The organism is Pusillimonas sp. MFBS29 (assembly GCF_020687695.1).
GTDB lineage: Bacteria > Pseudomonadota > Gammaproteobacteria > Burkholderiales > Burkholderiaceae_B > Pusillimonas_C.
In genome coordinates this window covers 40,366-54,433 of sequence record NZ_JAJEWL010000001.1, presented here as the reverse complement: position 1 = coordinate 54,433, position 14,068 = coordinate 40,366, and the positions used below count along the sequence as shown (strand labels likewise).

At 58.3% G+C, this 14,068-nt stretch carries 13 protein-coding genes and 1 tRNA gene; 9 read left to right on the top strand and 5 right to left on the bottom strand.

Annotation, left to right across the window (positions count from 1 at the left end; all coding sequences use genetic code 11):
- The first annotated feature begins 4 nt into the window (after window positions 1-4).
- The 3 genes from metG (at window position 5) to LKR43_RS00265 (ending at window position 4,623) form a co-directional block, all read left to right on the top strand.
- Window positions 5-2,077, top strand: coding sequence for a methionine--tRNA ligase (gene metG, locus LKR43_RS00275; RefSeq protein ID WP_227682282.1), 2,073 nt, complete (start codon window positions 5-7; stop codon window positions 2,075-2,077).
- A 20-nt stretch (window positions 2,078-2,097) separates the two neighbouring features.
- Complete coding sequence (locus tag LKR43_RS00270; RefSeq protein ID WP_227681791.1) at window positions 2,098-3,012, top strand: cation diffusion facilitator family transporter; 915 nt, start codon at window positions 2,098-2,100, stop codon at window positions 3,010-3,012.
- Window positions 3,013-3,096: 84 nt separating this feature from the next.
- On the top strand, window positions 3,097-4,623 hold the full coding sequence (locus tag LKR43_RS00265) for an MDR family MFS transporter (protein WP_227681790.1): 1,527 nt from the start codon (window positions 3,097-3,099) through the stop codon (window positions 4,621-4,623).
- A gap of 23 nt (window positions 4,624-4,646) precedes the next feature.
- On the opposite strand, the gene LKR43_RS00260 is transcribed toward LKR43_RS00265, so the two are convergent.
- The 3 genes from LKR43_RS00260 to LKR43_RS00250 all read right to left on the bottom strand — a co-directional run bounded on the left by LKR43_RS00260 (window position 4,647) and on the right by LKR43_RS00250 (window position 6,608).
- Window positions 4,647-5,873 carry a type II toxin-antitoxin system HipA family toxin gene (locus LKR43_RS00260; RefSeq protein WP_227681788.1) on the bottom strand — a complete coding sequence of 409 codons (1,227 nt, stop codon included), beginning with the start codon at window positions 5,871-5,873 and terminating at the stop codon, window positions 4,647-4,649.
- Entirely contained in the window at window positions 5,873-6,286 is a 414-nt protein-coding gene (locus tag LKR43_RS00255; RefSeq protein WP_227681785.1) for a helix-turn-helix domain-containing protein, read from the bottom strand. The genes LKR43_RS00260 and LKR43_RS00255 overlap by 1 nt, the downstream gene beginning before the upstream one ends.
- Before the next feature lie 248 nt (window positions 6,287-6,534).
- Window positions 6,535-6,608, bottom strand: a tRNA-Gly gene (locus LKR43_RS00250).
- Between the two features lie 114 nt (window positions 6,609-6,722).
- Here LKR43_RS00250 and trmB point away from each other — a divergent pair.
- From trmB to thiS, 3 genes are read left to right on the top strand one after another with little or no spacing between them, the layout of a single operon-like run.
- A complete protein-coding gene (gene trmB / locus LKR43_RS00245; RefSeq protein ID WP_227682281.1) occupies window positions 6,723-7,499 on the top strand; it encodes a tRNA (guanosine(46)-N7)-methyltransferase TrmB in 777 nt (258 codons plus the stop codon).
- Window positions 7,500-7,549: 50 nt separating this feature from the next.
- Window positions 7,550-8,482: a prolyl aminopeptidase gene (pip, locus tag LKR43_RS00240; protein ID WP_227681783.1), complete on the top strand. Its 933-nt coding sequence runs from the start codon at window positions 7,550-7,552 to the stop codon at window positions 8,480-8,482.
- Between the two features lie 19 nt (window positions 8,483-8,501).
- A complete protein-coding gene (gene thiS, locus LKR43_RS00235; protein ID WP_227681781.1) occupies window positions 8,502-8,702 on the top strand; it encodes a sulfur carrier protein ThiS in 201 nt (66 codons plus the stop codon).
- An 85-nt stretch (window positions 8,703-8,787) separates the two neighbouring features.
- On the opposite strand, the gene ffh is transcribed toward thiS, so the two are convergent.
- Entirely contained in the window at window positions 8,788-10,209 is a 1,422-nt protein-coding gene (gene ffh, locus LKR43_RS00230; RefSeq protein WP_227681780.1) for a signal recognition particle protein, read from the bottom strand.
- 53 nt (window positions 10,210-10,262) lie between these two features.
- Between ffh and LKR43_RS00225 the strand changes: the two genes are divergently transcribed.
- Genes LKR43_RS00225 through ampD form a run of 3 tightly spaced genes read left to right on the top strand, consistent with a single transcriptional unit; the run spans window position 10,263 to window position 11,976 of the window.
- Entirely contained in the window at window positions 10,263-11,096 is an 834-nt protein-coding gene (locus tag LKR43_RS00225; protein ID WP_227681778.1) for an inner membrane protein YpjD, read from the top strand.
- Window positions 11,097-11,104: 8 nt separating this feature from the next.
- Window positions 11,105-11,365 (top strand): PP0621 family protein, encoded by a 261-nt coding sequence (locus LKR43_RS00220; RefSeq protein ID WP_227681776.1) that lies wholly within the window; start codon window positions 11,105-11,107, stop codon window positions 11,363-11,365.
- Window positions 11,362-11,976: a 1,6-anhydro-N-acetylmuramyl-L-alanine amidase AmpD gene (gene ampD, locus LKR43_RS00215; protein ID WP_227681774.1), complete on the top strand. Its 615-nt coding sequence runs from the start codon at window positions 11,362-11,364 to the stop codon at window positions 11,974-11,976. Before LKR43_RS00220 ends, ampD begins: the two co-directional genes overlap by 4 nt.
- A gap of 1 nt (window position 11,977) precedes the next feature.
- Here the strand turns inward: ampD and htpG are convergent, their stop codons facing one another.
- Window positions 11,978-13,891, bottom strand: coding sequence for a molecular chaperone HtpG (gene htpG, locus LKR43_RS00210; protein WP_227681772.1), 1,914 nt, complete (start codon window positions 13,889-13,891; stop codon window positions 11,978-11,980).
- Window positions 13,892-14,068 lie beyond the last annotated feature (177 nt).

Below are 14,068 nucleotides of genomic sequence, written 5' to 3'. Positions count from 1 at the left end.
AAACATGCCGCGCACGATTTTTGTTACCACAGCACTGCCCTACGCCAACGGTTCCTTTCATATTGGCCACATCATGGAATACATCCAGGCCGATATCTGGGTGCGGGCCATGCGAATGTCGGGCCATACCGTGCACTTCGTGGGGGCCGACGACGCCCATGGCGCCCCCATCATGCTCAAGGCAGAAAGCGAAGGCATCACACCACAGGCGCTGGTGGCACGTTATGCGGCCGAGCGTCCGCAGTACCTGAACGGCTTCCATATCGAGTTTGATCACTGGCATTCCACCGATTCGCCGGAAAACATCGCACTCTCGCAAGATATCTACCGGCGCCTGAAAGCGGCAGGCTTCATCGATACCCGCACCATCGAGCAGTTCTACGATCCGGTCAAAGGCATGTTCCTGCCCGACCGCTACATCAAGGGCGAATGTCCACGCTGCCACGCCAAAGACCAATACGGTGACTCATGCGAGTCGTGCGGTGCCGTTTACGCTCCTACAGAACTCATAGAGCCTTACTCAACACTGACCAAGGCCACCCCCGTACTCAAATCTTCGGAACACTTTTTCTTCAAGCTGTCTGACCCACGCTGCGTCGAGTTCCTGCAGGCCTGGACCACCGGCTCCAATGCCAGCGGCAACAAGCGCCTGCAGTCGGAAGTACTGGCAAAAACCCGCGAATGGCTGGGTACCGGCACTGACGACGGCGAAGCCAACCTGGCCGACTGGGACATTTCCCGCGATGAGCCCTACTTCGGCATACCCATTCCCGACGCACCGGGCAAGTATTTTTACGTGTGGCTCGATGCGCCTGTCGGTTACCTGGCATCGCTGCAAGCCTACTGCAACAAGCAGGGCTTGTCCTTCGACGCCCTGGTCGACCCCGAAAGTGATACCGAGCAGGTTCACTTCATCGGCAAGGATATCGTGTACTTCCACGCGCTGTTCTGGCCCGCCATGCTGAAGTTCTCCGGCAAGAAAACGCCCGACGGCCTGCATGTGCACGGTTTCATCACCGTCAGCGGTGAAAAGATGTCCAAGAGCCGCGGTACGGGCATATCGCCCCTGCGCTACCTGGAGCTGGGCATGAATGCCGAATGGATGCGTTATTACATCGGAGCCAAACTGAACGCACATGTCGAAGACGTCGATTTCAATCCGGACGACTTCGTAGCCCGCGTAAACAGCGACCTCATCGGCAAATACGTCAACATCGCCAGTCGTGCCGCCAACTTCATCAGCAAACACTTCGATGGCCAGCTGGCATATCTGGGTAATACCGCCGAACTGGAACAGCAAACACTCGAAGCAACCGAACAAGTACGCAGTGCCTTCGAGAATCGCGAATACGGTCGCGCCATCCGCCAGATCATGGCCCAGGCAGACTTGATCAACCAGGCTTTCGACGCCGCACAGCCATGGGTGCTGGCCAAAGGCATAGGCTCGGCATCCGACGAGCAAAAGGCCCAGTTGCAAGACATCTGCTCGCGTGCCCTGGCCGGCTTCAAGGCCCTGTCTGTCATGCTTACCCCGGTACTTCCCGTCTTGACTGCACGGGTTGCACGCGAGCTGTTCGGCCAGGACTCCCTGTTCCAGTGGGCTGACGCCGCCCGGCTGCCGCAGAGCATTGCGCCGTTCAAGCACCTGATGCAACGGGTCGAACCCAAGATGCTCGACGACCTGTTCGAACCACCCGCAGCGCCCGTTCCCACACCCGGTGGCGAGGCGATTGCCGACACCATAGACATAAAAGACTTCAGCAAGCTCGATTTGCGCATCGCGCGCATCGTGAACTGCGAAGCCGTGGAAGGCTCGGACAAGTTGCTGCGCCTGACGCTGGACGTTGGCGAAGGCCGCCATCGTCAGGTGTTTTCAGGCATCAAGTCCGCATACCAGCCTGCCGACCTCATCGATAAACTGACTGTACTGGTAGCCAATCTGGCGCCTCGCAAGATGCGCTTTGGTGTATCAGAAGGCATGGTACTGTCGGCCAGCCACAAAGACGCCAGCGTTGATGACGGCCTGTATATCCTGCAAGCCTGGCCCGGAGCGCAGCCTGGCATGCGCATCGGCTGACGCCGGCCAGCCAGGCGCTCATGAACCGGCCCATAGACCCCGAACGTCAGTCAGCGGCAACACGCAGTACGCTGGTCAGCGTTGTCGTCAACATTCTGCTGGTTATCCTGCAGGTCGTGATCGGCCTGCTCGCCCATTCCCAGGCCTTGGTCGCCGATGCGATTCATTCGCTCACCGACCTGCTGTCCGACGGCGTTGTCCTGATCGTCAACAGACATAGCCAGAAGGGCCCCGACGCCGAGCACCCCTACGGCCACCAACGCTTTGAAACAGCCGCTGCACTTGCCATCGGTGCGCTGCTGCTTTCCGTGGGTGTAGGCATGCTATGGAACAGTTTCACCAAGCTGCAACACCCCGAAACTGTGGCAGAGGTGGGGCACGCGGCCCTGGCCGTGGCATTGTTTGCCTTGATCGCCAAAGAACTGCTGTTCCGCTACCTGCTGCGCGTGGCCAAACGCGTACGCTCGAGCATGCTGGCAGCCAATGCCTGGCACGCGCGCTCTGATGCGGCCTCATCCTTCGTTGTAGCCCTGGGCATCGTGGCCAACCTGGCCGGCCTTCATCTGGCCGACCCGCTCGCGGCATTGATCGTCGGCCTGATGATCATGCGCACTGGCTGGAAATTCTTCTTTAACGCCCTGAACGACCTGATGGACTCGGCCGTCGACGACGAAACCGAAAAGCGTATCCTCAGGCACCTGATGAGTACACCCGGGGTCGAAGGCATACACGACCTGAAAACCCGCAAACTGGGCGACATGATCTGGGTGGAAGTCGATATCGAAATGGATGCCACGCTGACAATTTCCCAGGGCCATGCCATTGCCATGGCGGCGCGCAAGCAAGTCATGGACAACGAACCGGTACTCGATGTAATGACACACTTCGATCCTGTGGACGTATCGACCACACAAGCGAAGCGCCCCGCAGGCTGACCACGGAGCACTTCCCTGCATGCGTGCGTGGCAAAGCATATACTGACCGCTTTGCGCTCCCGCCTTCAGCATTCGAAGCACCCTATGTCCGCTGCCAGCAACACCATGCCCGTGAGCACCTCCCTGACTCCGAAAGATATTCGCTCCATTCTCATAGGCCTGATGCTGGCAATCTTGCTGGGCGCCCTGGACTCGACGATTATCTCGGTCGCCCTGCCAAAAATGGCCGCCGACCTGCAAGGCATAAATTTGCTGGCGTGGGTCATGTCCGGCTATCTGATCGCCATGGCCGTGGCTACGCCTATCTACGGCAAGCTGGGCGACATCTACGGCCGGCGCATCGTGCTGTCCAATGCCATCATCCTGTTTCTGGTGGCGTCGGTGGCATGCGCCATGGCGCCGACCATGCCCGTGCTGGTCGCCGCCCGCATATTGCAGGGCCTGGGAGGCGGCGGGCTTATTTCGGTAGCCCAAGCCACCATCGCCGACGTCGTCAGCCCACGCGAACGGGGTCGATACCAGGCTTATATCAGTGGCGCATTTGCCGTGGCCAGCGTCTCGGGACCCATACTGGGCGGAGTGCTCACTGCTTATTTGTCGTGGCGCTGGGTGTTCTGGATCAATCTGCCGCTGGGCCTGATCGCTCTGCTGATTTCACGTCGCGCCATGCGCAAGCTGCACGTGCCACAACGCAAGCGCTCAGTGGACTACGTGGGCGCGGCATTGCTCAGCGTCGGGCTGAGCGCCGTGCTGCTGACCATCAGCCGGGCTGGGCAACAGGACGTGCCCGGGCTGGACAACAACAGTCTGCGCATGCTGATTCTGGCCGTCATCTGCCTGGCCGCCTATGTCTGGAACGCCCGGCGCACACCTGAACCTATCGTCCCGCTGGGACTGTTTCGCATACGCACCGTAACCCTGTGTTGCCTGGTCGTGTTTATCGCATTTGTGGAACTCGTTGCGCTGACGGTGCTGGTCCCGCTGGAAATACAGATGCTGACGAACGCAGGTGCCGACGGCGCCGCCTGGCGCTTGATCCCGCTATCCCTGGGCGTTCCCCTTGGGGCTTACACCAGCGGCCGCCTGATGACCCACTGGGGTACATACAAGCGCATTCAGCTGACCGGCGTTACCCTGCTGCCGTTCTGCGTTCTTTTACTTGGGTTTCTGGATCCCGCCAACACGGGACTCATGTCGGTACTGCTGAGCCTGACCGGTTTCAGCATAGGCCTGCAACTACCCACAAGTACGGTAGCCGTGCAGAATGCAGTCCCCCATAGCGATGTCGGGGTGGCGACCTCGGCTTCAGCGTTTTGCCGCTCGCTGGGCTCGGCCATAGGCATCGCATTGCTGACCGCCTTTCTATTGTTCTGGTTGCGCTCCGGCGCGGGTAGCCTGAACAATGGCATGAGCGGCGCCGACATCATCAACACGCTGATCGGCCACAGCCAGCATTCCATCGACGATATGGATTTATCGAGTCTGGCGCCTATCGCCCTGCAGTCATTCCGTAATGTCTATATGCTTGCGGCGGCAATTGCCACGCTATCGATACCGTTGACGCTGCTGCTGAGGAACGAAGCCTTAGGGGAAAAGCCGCCTGCCAGCTAGGCTGGCAGGCCTTGCGTAAAGTACTATGCGAATGCTGGCTCAAAATCCACCAGATCAGTGCGCCGCATACCCAACTCCTTGCCCACAACACGCCAGCGCTCCACGGCCTGAGCCACCTCCGTCCAGATCGCAGCGGCTTCCTTTGCATCCAATCTGAAGTAAGGCGCCGCGCCCATCAGCACGTCCCGACTGTCAATCGGCCCTGAATCCTCAGTCACCCATGTCTTGCTCTCACGACGATCGCCAGGCATTGGATTCAGGTCGAATGCGGGCGACAGGCGCCATCCATGGTTGCGCGCGTCATACAGAAACCCGGTGTTACGCAAATGGTCATCGGTGTTGCAGATCAGAAAATTGAAGACCAGGCGGCGCCACAATTGGTGAGTATCGGCAATCGGATTGGCGCCTTCCTGTAGCAGGATCTCCACCAGCTCTGTGTAAGCATGCGTCGAGTCGCGACCATCAGACTGCAACATTGTTGCGGCCGACACGTAGGGAATACGGCCACCATCATCGGTGCGGTCGAACCGCCTAATGATGGCCACCGCCGTCTCATTGATTACCTCCACACGTGTCGCTGCCACATTGATACCTGCCTGAGCGGCAAGGCGCATGGCCAGGACTTCACCCCGAATCACATCGCGCTTGTCCGCCAGGCTGGGGAACTTACCCAAGGCCAAACAGCCATCCAGATCTCGAACGGTCGACTTGGGCCGAGCCCCGCCCAGCGATGTGCCTTGCCCCAGCAGATATTGCAGATCCTGCGCGCTCTCCGTGCCGGCCTCCAAAGCGCGAGCGGCGTTCACAACTTTACCCAGCTCCACTAACGGTGGCGTACGCCAATGCGCTCCATTAGAGCGCAAATAGGCTTTGGCTTGAGCATCAAAAAGACGCAGCGCGCCGACGCGTGCCTCGTCATCCACCCACATCAAGAAGTCGACAGGTTCGAGCGCAGGTGTTTCACGGTCCTGCTGCCGTAATCTCGCATGCGCACGCCGAATCACGCGTTCGCCCCATGAGTCTGGCGCCGTGTCCTCCAGCGCCTGAAAGAATACTTGCTGAGGATGTTGAACACTCAAGACCGGCTGCAGGTCGGGCGATACGGTGAAGAACCGCGCATCCCGCAACCAACGCTCGTCGTAACTGAATGCGCTGCGCTTACCACTACCCAGATAAAGCCGCCCCACGACTTGAGCGCTGGAACCCAGATGCACTTCCAGATCCTGACGCCTGGATGACTTGGCCGCCATCAAAAGCCCTCCAACTCATCGGCGTCATCAGCAGCGCTCTTTTTGGCGGCAGCTGGACGATTAACCCGTGCTTTGCTGCCCCCGGAAGTTCGCACCCGCTGCGGCAACTGCTCCCGCACCAGCTCCATGCCCAGCGTGTCATTCTCCGTGGCCATCACCCGTACCATGTCCTCAAGACGACCAAGCACGTGCAAGGCACGCAGAAAGGTGTGCAAGGCAGTACCAGGATAGCCGTCTTCCATCCGTCTGACCGTACTCAATGACGTGCCAATACGCTGTGCGAGGTCCTCCTGGCTCAACCGGCGCACCCGGCGTGCGATCGAGATGTCCTGCCCAAGGCGATGCAACGCACGTTCTACAGGCCGTGGCATAGCAGCCCGTAGACTGGAGTTTCTCTGCTTGGAAGTTGGCATGCACTTCAACCGTTCATATATGCTGAAAAAACGTCATTATGAATTCATATTTGAACACATAGATACTACACAATCAATTTAGCAGTAGCCAGGCGGTCCATTGGTGCCTCGACCGCTCTTTCACAGGGCGTTCAAGCTCGTCACCGCTTATATGATTTCGGGATATGGGTGAAGCTTTGGAGTTCTTCGAACACGCTCGTCTTGTAACGCGCCTGAAAGCATTGCGTCCATACCAACCTTCGGATGTATGGAGCGGGTGAAGGGAATCGAACCCTCGTATGCAGCTTGGGAAGCTGCCGTTCTACCATTGAACTACACCCGCCTTGCGAGAAGTGCCGAATTATAGCGCCGCCATAAAAAAGTTGCGTCAAAGTGCCGGAGCGCCAGGGTACCAGGCAAAATAAAGTTCCGCAGCGGCTACAATTCGACCATGAATATGAACACAGAACCTACGACAGGCGGGCAGCCCCCCGAAGGCGCTGCCGCCAACGAATACCTTGCTTCGAAGCAGGATGACGCCGTGGTAACCACATCCAGCGCGCCGTCGGGTACCAGCCACATCCGCAGCTTCGTGCATAGGCGCGCGCATATCACCCCCAGCCAGAAAGAAGCGCTGGATCGCCTGCTGCCACAGTGGTCTGTTTCCTATCGCAAGACACCGCTGAATCTGGAACAGGTATTTGGCCGGTCTGCGCCTACCGTACTGGAAATCGGCTTTGGCATGGGTGAAACCACATTGAAAATCGCCCAGGCACGCCCCGACGAGAATTTCCTGGGCGTGGAAGTGTTCAATGCCGGCGTTGGGGCGCTGCTCAAGCGCATCGATGAAACCGGGCAGCCCAACATACGCATCATCCAGCACGACGCCGTCGAGGTCGCCCGCGACATGATTCTGCCCGACACGCTTGCCGGTGTTCACATCTATTTTCCCGACCCCTGGCCCAAAAAGCGTCACCACAAGCGCAGGCTGGTGCAGCCATCGTTCATCGCCCTGCTGGCCAGCCGCATCAAGCCCGGCGGCTACATACACTGTGCGACCGACTGGGAAAACTATGCCGAGCAGATGCTGGAAGTACTAAGCCAGGAACCTTTGCTGCTCAACACCGCCGATGGCTACGCTCCACGCCCTGAATTCCGCCCGCAGACCAAGTTCGAAACACGAGGATTGCGCCTGGGCCACGGCGTGTGGGACTTGATCTTCAAACGTAAATAAACCCAAGCGGAGCCAGCCCCGGCGGGCACCACGCAGCACAAGGAACATACGTGTATCCTGACATACAGCCATACGCTCATGGATTCCTGAATACCGAAGATGGACATCAGGTGTATTGGGAGCTTTGCGGCAACCCTCAAGGCAAACCAGCCATTTTTCTGCATGGCGGACCTGGCGGTGGCTGCTCCACGGATCACCGCCGGCTGTTCAATCCCGAGCGCTACAAGGTACTGCTGTTCGATCAGCGCGGCTGTGGGCGCTCCACCCCGCACGCCAGCCTTGAGAACAACACGACATGGCACCTGGTCGCCGATATGGAAAGGCTGCGCACAGAAGTGCTGCAGGCCGACAAGATGCTGGTGTTCGGAGGGTCCTGGGGCTCAACGCTGGCGCTGGCCTATGCCCAAAAGCATACGGCACAGGTCAGTGAACTGATCGTGCGCGGAATTTTTACGGTACGCAAACAAGAATTGCACTGGTTTTACCAGGATGGCGCATCAAACCTCTTCCCCGATCACTGGGAGGGCTATCTGGCACCCATACCGCAAGAAGAGCGACACGACCTGATCAGCGCCTATCACCGCCGGCTGACAGGCACCGACCGTATGGTGCAGCTGCAAGCTGCCCATGCCTGGACGCAATGGGAAAGCCGTACCATTTCGCTGCTGCCCAATCTTGCCCATCAGCAGGATCACGCAGCCGATCATGCCGCCCTGGCCTTCGCTCGCATAGAAAATCACTATTTCATGCATCAAGGCTTTATGGAAGAAGGCCAGTTGCTGCGCGATGCACACTTGCTGCATGACATTCCGGGTATCATCATCCAAGGGCGCTATGATGCCTGCACGCCTGCCACGACGGCCTGGGCTTTGCACCGGGCCTGGCCTCAGGCAGAATTTCACCTGGTCGATGACGCTGGCCATGCATTCGACGAGCCGGGCATTCTGGCCAGATTATTGGCCGCCACTGACCAATTCAGCTGATCTGGAACTCTGAATCACAATGAACATCACTCTTAACGGACAATCCATTCAGGTGGACAAGGTGTCTACCGTTGCTGAGCTTATTGCGCATCTGGGCTATACGGGCAAGCGCATCGCCGTCGAGCAGAACGGCGAGATTGTCCCAAAAAGCACGCATGACGCCGCTCCGATCACCGAGGGCGATCAACTGGAAATCGTCGTCGCCGTGGGTGGCGGCTGATTCGGCTGCGACCTGCCCGGCTGTTCGACGGTCACGAGCTTGTCAGGCCTAGGCGTACCGGGTGCTGTGGGCCGGGCAACACTACCTAGCGAAAGCCGCCGAAGCCCCCGCCGCCCTTGCCCAGGCCCTTGAGCCCCCCCATGGCGCGCATCATCTTGGCCATGCCACCTTTTTTCATCTGCTTCATCATGCCCTGCATCTGATCGTACTGGGACAGAAGGCGGTTAACTTCCTGCACGGGGACGCCGGCGCCGGCTGCGATGCGGCGTTTGCGTGATGCCTTGAGCAGTTCGGGTTTGGCGCGTTCGGCGGGCGTCATGGAGTTCAGGATACCTTCACTACGACGCAGCTGCTTTTCAGCCTGGCCGCTTTGTAATTGCCCGGCCGCCTGCGCGAACTGAGCCGGCAGTTTTTCAAGCAGGGATCCCATATCGCCCATTTTCTTGACTTGCTGCAGCTGCTCACGAAAATCGTTCAGGTCGAAACGATTGCCCGACTTGATCTTGGCAGCCAGCTTTTCAGCCTCAGCCACATCGATATTCTTCTGCGCCTGCTCTACCAGCGCAACGATGTCGCCCATGCCCAGCACACGCTGGGCCATGCGCTCTGGGTGAAACGGCTCCAGGCCATCCATTTTTTCCGACAGACCCACGAACTTCAAAGGCTTGCCGGTAACATGGCGCACGGAAAGCGCTGCACCGCCACGCGCATCGCCGTCCATCTTGGTGAGCACCACGCCCGTCAGGGGTAGCGCCTGCGAGAAGGCCTGTGCAACATTGACGGCATCCTGACCCTGCATGGCGTCGACCACGAACAGCGTTTCGATAGGCTTGAGCAAATCGTGCAAGGCACGGATCTCGCGCATCATGGCCTCGTCTATACCCAGACGACCTGCCGTATCGACGATCAGCACATCATAGTGATGACGCTTGGCGTGATCCAGGGCTGCACGTCCGATATCTTCAGGCTTCTGGGTCGTGTCGGTAGGCAGAAAATCGACCTTGACCTGGGACGCCACCGTTTTCAGCTGCTCGATAGCTGCCGGACGATAAACGTCGGCGCTGACCACCAGTACTTTTTTCTTGCCGGTTTTGCGACCGCCTTGCACATGGCCGCCTTCAGCCAACCACTTGGCCAGCTTACCGGTGGTGGTCGTTTTACCGGCACCCTGCAGACCCGCCATCAGGATGACTGCAGGCGGCTGTGAGGCCAGTGACAACTCGCTGGCCTCGGCCCCCAGGTCGCCCCCCATCAGGGCAGTCAGTTCCTTATGAACCACACCCACCAGGGCCTGGCCCGGGTTCAGGCTGCCGGCAACGTCTTGCCCCAGCGCGCGCTCTTTTACCCGGGCAATGAAATCGCGTACGACCGGCAGCGCCACATCGGCCTCAAGCAGGGCCATGCGCACTTCGCGCAACATGTCTTGCGTGTTGGCCTCGGTAAGTCGGGCCTCGCCGCGCATGGTTTTGACAACGCGTGAAAGTCGTTGCGTCAGATTGTCGAGCATATGGTGATTTCGCTTAAACTAGTGAATATTGGATAACCAGAACTTAAGGGTCTATGTCTGCAGGCATTGTATTTCACTTGCTGGCCGCACTGGCGTATACGGTGTTGGCCGTTACGCTTTGGCGCCCCCTGACCAAAGGCGGCGAAGCGGCCAGCACCGGCCACATCAGGAAGGTTTGCCTGGCTGGCGCCATAGCCCTGCACGGTATGGCCTTGACACAAGCTATTGTGCCCGAGAACTCGTTGCGTCTGGGCTGGGTGCTGGCACTGTCGGCCGCCGTCTGCCTGGGCATGATTGTATTCTGGCTTGAAAGCCTGGTCATGCGCATCGACGGCCTGCTGCTCATTTTACTGCCTGCCTCGGCAATCACTGCCCTGCTGGCTGCGGCGTTTCCCAACACCCACCTGGTCGACCATGCCGGCAACGAATGGCTGCGCATACACCTGATCATCGCCCTGGTTGCCTATGGCCTGATAACGGTCGCGGCGCTGCAGGCCATGCTCATGACGGCCCTCGACCGCCAGTTGCATCGCCCGGTTCAGCAAGCAGATCAGCGCAGCACCATAGATCGTGCCCTGCATTCCATGCCGCCATTGCTGGTTCAGGAAGTCTTGCTGTTTCGCCTGATCTGGATAGGTTTTTCCATCCTGACCCTGACCGTAATCACCGGCATGCTGGTGTCACAGCGCCTGACCGGGCAGTTGCTGCCCATGGATCACAAAACCGTGTTTACGCTGCTGTCGTGGCTGACATTTGCCGGCTTGCTGCTGGGGCGCTACACACGTGGATGGCGCGGGCGCATCGCCTTGCGCTGGACACTGGTAGGATTTGCTTTCATTTTGCTGTCCTACACCGGCAGCCGTTTCGTGCTCGACGTTATTCTGTAGAGGCCTGTGTGGGAAAAATACTATTCTGGATCATAGTCATTATCGGCGCCCTGCTCGCAGCCCGTATCATTGCGCGTCACCAGGAACGCAGCCAGCTGAAAGACAGGCAGCCCAGGCAGGTCAAAAAATCCAGTAACCCGGAAAAAGCCACCGAATCGATGGTGCGCTGCGAGCACTGTGGCATTCACTTGCCACGCTCTGAGGCCGTACTCAGCCAGGGTCGAATCTGGTGCAGCAAGGAGCATGCAGATCTGCAGGAGCGCTCGTGAGGCCATTTGTACTGGATCGTCACGGCTGGCTTAAACCTTCATCAGGCGTGATGCACGCGCCGTCTCCCAATCACGATGAGCGTCCGGCAGGGCAAGACGCTACCCTGCTGGTCATGCACAACATCAGCCTGCCACCGGGTCGCTTTGGCGGCCCCGAAGTGATCGACCTGTTTCTGAACAGACTGGACTACAGTTCTCATCCCTGGCTGGAACAGTTACGCGGGCTGCGCGTATCGGCGCATTTCTTCATACGCCGCAATGGGCTGATCGTGCAGCATGTGCCAACCACCCGGCGAGCCTGGCATGCAGGCGTTTCGTCTTATGAAGGGCGCGAGCGTTGCAATGATTTTTCGATAGGCATAGAGCTGGAAGGCACAGACATCCTGCCCTATACCGATGAGCAGTATCAAACCCTGAAGGATCTGATGCCAGCCCTGAAGGCCCGCCATCCGCTCAAGGCTGCGCGCGGGCATGAGCACATTGCACCTGGGCGCAAGACGGATCCAGGCCCCGCCTTTGACTGGAAGCGCTTCGGCCGGGACGCGGGCATCTTGCCGCGCCACCTGCCACCGCGCAGAGCCCTGGAGCAGGCCTGCGCAATACGTCCCTAGCCTAGCCCGCCGTATTCAGCAGCAAGCGGTTCATGCGCTTGACGAAAGCGGCTGGTTCGGCAAGGCTTGCACCCTCGGCCAGCATGGCCTGATCCAGCAACAACAACGCCCACTCGTCAAACTCGCTATCTGCTGCCGATTGCAGGCGGGCCATGAGTGCATGCTCCGGATTGATTTCCAGGATGGGCTTGACAGTGGGCGCCGACTGCCCTGCTGCCTGCAGCATGCGCAGCAGGTGCGGGCTAAGTTCGTTTTCGTCAACAACCACGCAAGCAGGTGAATCGACCAGGCGCCCGGTCACACGTACCTCTTTAACCTTGCCATCAAGAGCCTTGCCCAAACGCTCGACCAAAGGCTTGAAGGTTTCAGCCACTTCGGCCTGATGTTTCTTTTCGTCCTCGTCGGCCAACTGGTCAAGATTCAGGCCGCCCTTGGCAATGGATACCAGCGACTTGCCGTCGAACTCGCGCAAGTACGACAGCATCCACTCGTCGACACGATCAGACAGCAGCAGCACTTCCAGCCCCTTCTTGCGGAAGATTTCCAGATGCGGACTGTTGCTGGCTGCCGCGTACGAGTCGGCACTGACGTAATAAATCTTGTCCTGCCCTTCTTTCATGCGTGACACATAGTCGGCAAAGGACACGGCCTGGGATGCGCTGTCGTTATGCGTGGATGCAAAGCGCAACAGCTTGGCAATACGTTCCTGATTGCCCGGATCTTCGCCTGTGCCTTCCTTGAGCACCTGACCGAACTGTTCCCAGAACTCGGTGTACTGCTCGGGCTTGTTCTCGGCCAGGTCTTCGAGCAGCGACAGCACGCGCTTGGCCGAACCTTCACGTATTACACGCACATCACGGCTTTCCTGCAGGATTTCACGCGACACATTCAAAGGCAGGTCAGCCGAATCGATCACACCGCGCACAAAACGCAGATAAGCAGGCAACAACTGCTCGGCTTCATCCATAATGAAGATGCGTTTCACATACAGTTTGACGCCGCGTCGGCCTTCGCGGTCCCACATATCCATAGGGGCATGCCTGGGGATGAACAGCAGCTGTGTATATTCGCTGCGTCCTTCAACCCGGTTGTGCGTCCAGGCCAGAGGATCGTCGTAATCGTGACCAATATGTTTGTAGAACTCCTGGTACTGCTCGTCGGTAATCTCGGACTTGGGCCGCGTCCATAATGCGCTGGCCTGATTGACCGTTTCCCATTCGTTCTTCTTGACCTGCTCGGATTTTTCCGCATCCCACTCTTCCTTTTGCATTTGAATGGGCAGCGAGATATGGTCGGAGTAGCGGCGCAATATTTCACGCAGCTTCCAGCCGTTCACGAATTCAGCTTCCTCTTCACGCAAATACAGCGTGACCGAGGTGCCCCGGTCGGCCTTTTCAACCGATGTAATGGTGAATTCGCCCTGACCTTCGGACTCCCACAGAATGGCATCCGTTTCGTCGGCGTCTGCACGGCGGCTCAGCACCGACACTTTGCCGGCGACAATAAACGACGAATAGAATCCGACACCGAACTGGCCTATCAGCTGTGCGTCTTTCTGTTTGTCGCCGGTGAGTTGCGAGAAAAACTCTTTAGTGCCGGAACGGGCAATCGTGCCCAGGTTGGCAACGGCCTCGTCGCGCGACATACCGATACCATTATCGGAAATCGTGATGGTACGTGCATTGGCATCGTACTCAACACGTATGCGCAAATCGGTGTCACCCTGGAACAGGTCCGGATTATCAATGGCCTCAAAACGAAGCTTGTCGCACGCGTCCGACGCGTTCGACACCAGCTCGCGCAGAAAAATTTCCTTGTTGCTGTACAAAGAATGAATCATTAGGTGCAAAAGCTGTTTGACTTCGGTCTGGAAGCCCAAGGTTTCTGATGCCATATTCGTGCCTGTTTGCGTCATTGTCTATCCGTGATGAAAGCTCCATCGCGCAGGATGGATGTAATTTTGGTGAAAATGCCTGCCGGCCATTGCTGCGATATATAAGGCCAAAATCCCGGATTTCAAGCAGTGCTTCCTTAATCCAGATCAATTTGTTACATTAAAGTTCAAGCGTATACGCTATCTTTACTCTTACCG

Coding starts and splice junctions, on each gene's coding strand:
- LKR43_RS00270 (WP_227681791.1), top strand. CDS start 2,098: ATGAACCGGCCCATAGACCCCGAACGTCAGTCAGCGGCAACACGCAGT.
- trmB (WP_227682281.1), top strand. CDS start 6,723: ATGAACACAGAACCTACGACAGGCGGGCAGCCCCCCGAAGGCGCTGCC.
- ffh (WP_227681780.1), bottom strand. CDS start 10,209: ATGCTCGACAATCTGACGCAACGACTTTCACGCGTTGTCAAAACCATG.
- LKR43_RS00225 (WP_227681778.1), top strand. CDS start 10,263: ATGTCTGCAGGCATTGTATTTCACTTGCTGGCCGCACTGGCGTATACG.
- LKR43_RS00265 (WP_227681790.1), top strand. CDS start 3,097: ATGTCCGCTGCCAGCAACACCATGCCCGTGAGCACCTCCCTGACTCCG.
- LKR43_RS00255 (WP_227681785.1), bottom strand. CDS start 6,286: ATGCCAACTTCCAAGCAGAGAAACTCCAGTCTACGGGCTGCTATGCCA.
- thiS (WP_227681781.1), top strand. CDS start 8,502: ATGAACATCACTCTTAACGGACAATCCATTCAGGTGGACAAGGTGTCT.
- htpG (WP_227681772.1), bottom strand. CDS start 13,891: ATGACGCAAACAGGCACGAATATGGCATCAGAAACCTTGGGCTTCCAG.
- LKR43_RS00260 (WP_227681788.1), bottom strand. CDS start 5,873: ATGGCGGCCAAGTCATCCAGGCGTCAGGATCTGGAAGTGCATCTGGGT.
- metG (WP_227682282.1), top strand. CDS start 5: ATGCCGCGCACGATTTTTGTTACCACAGCACTGCCCTACGCCAACGGT.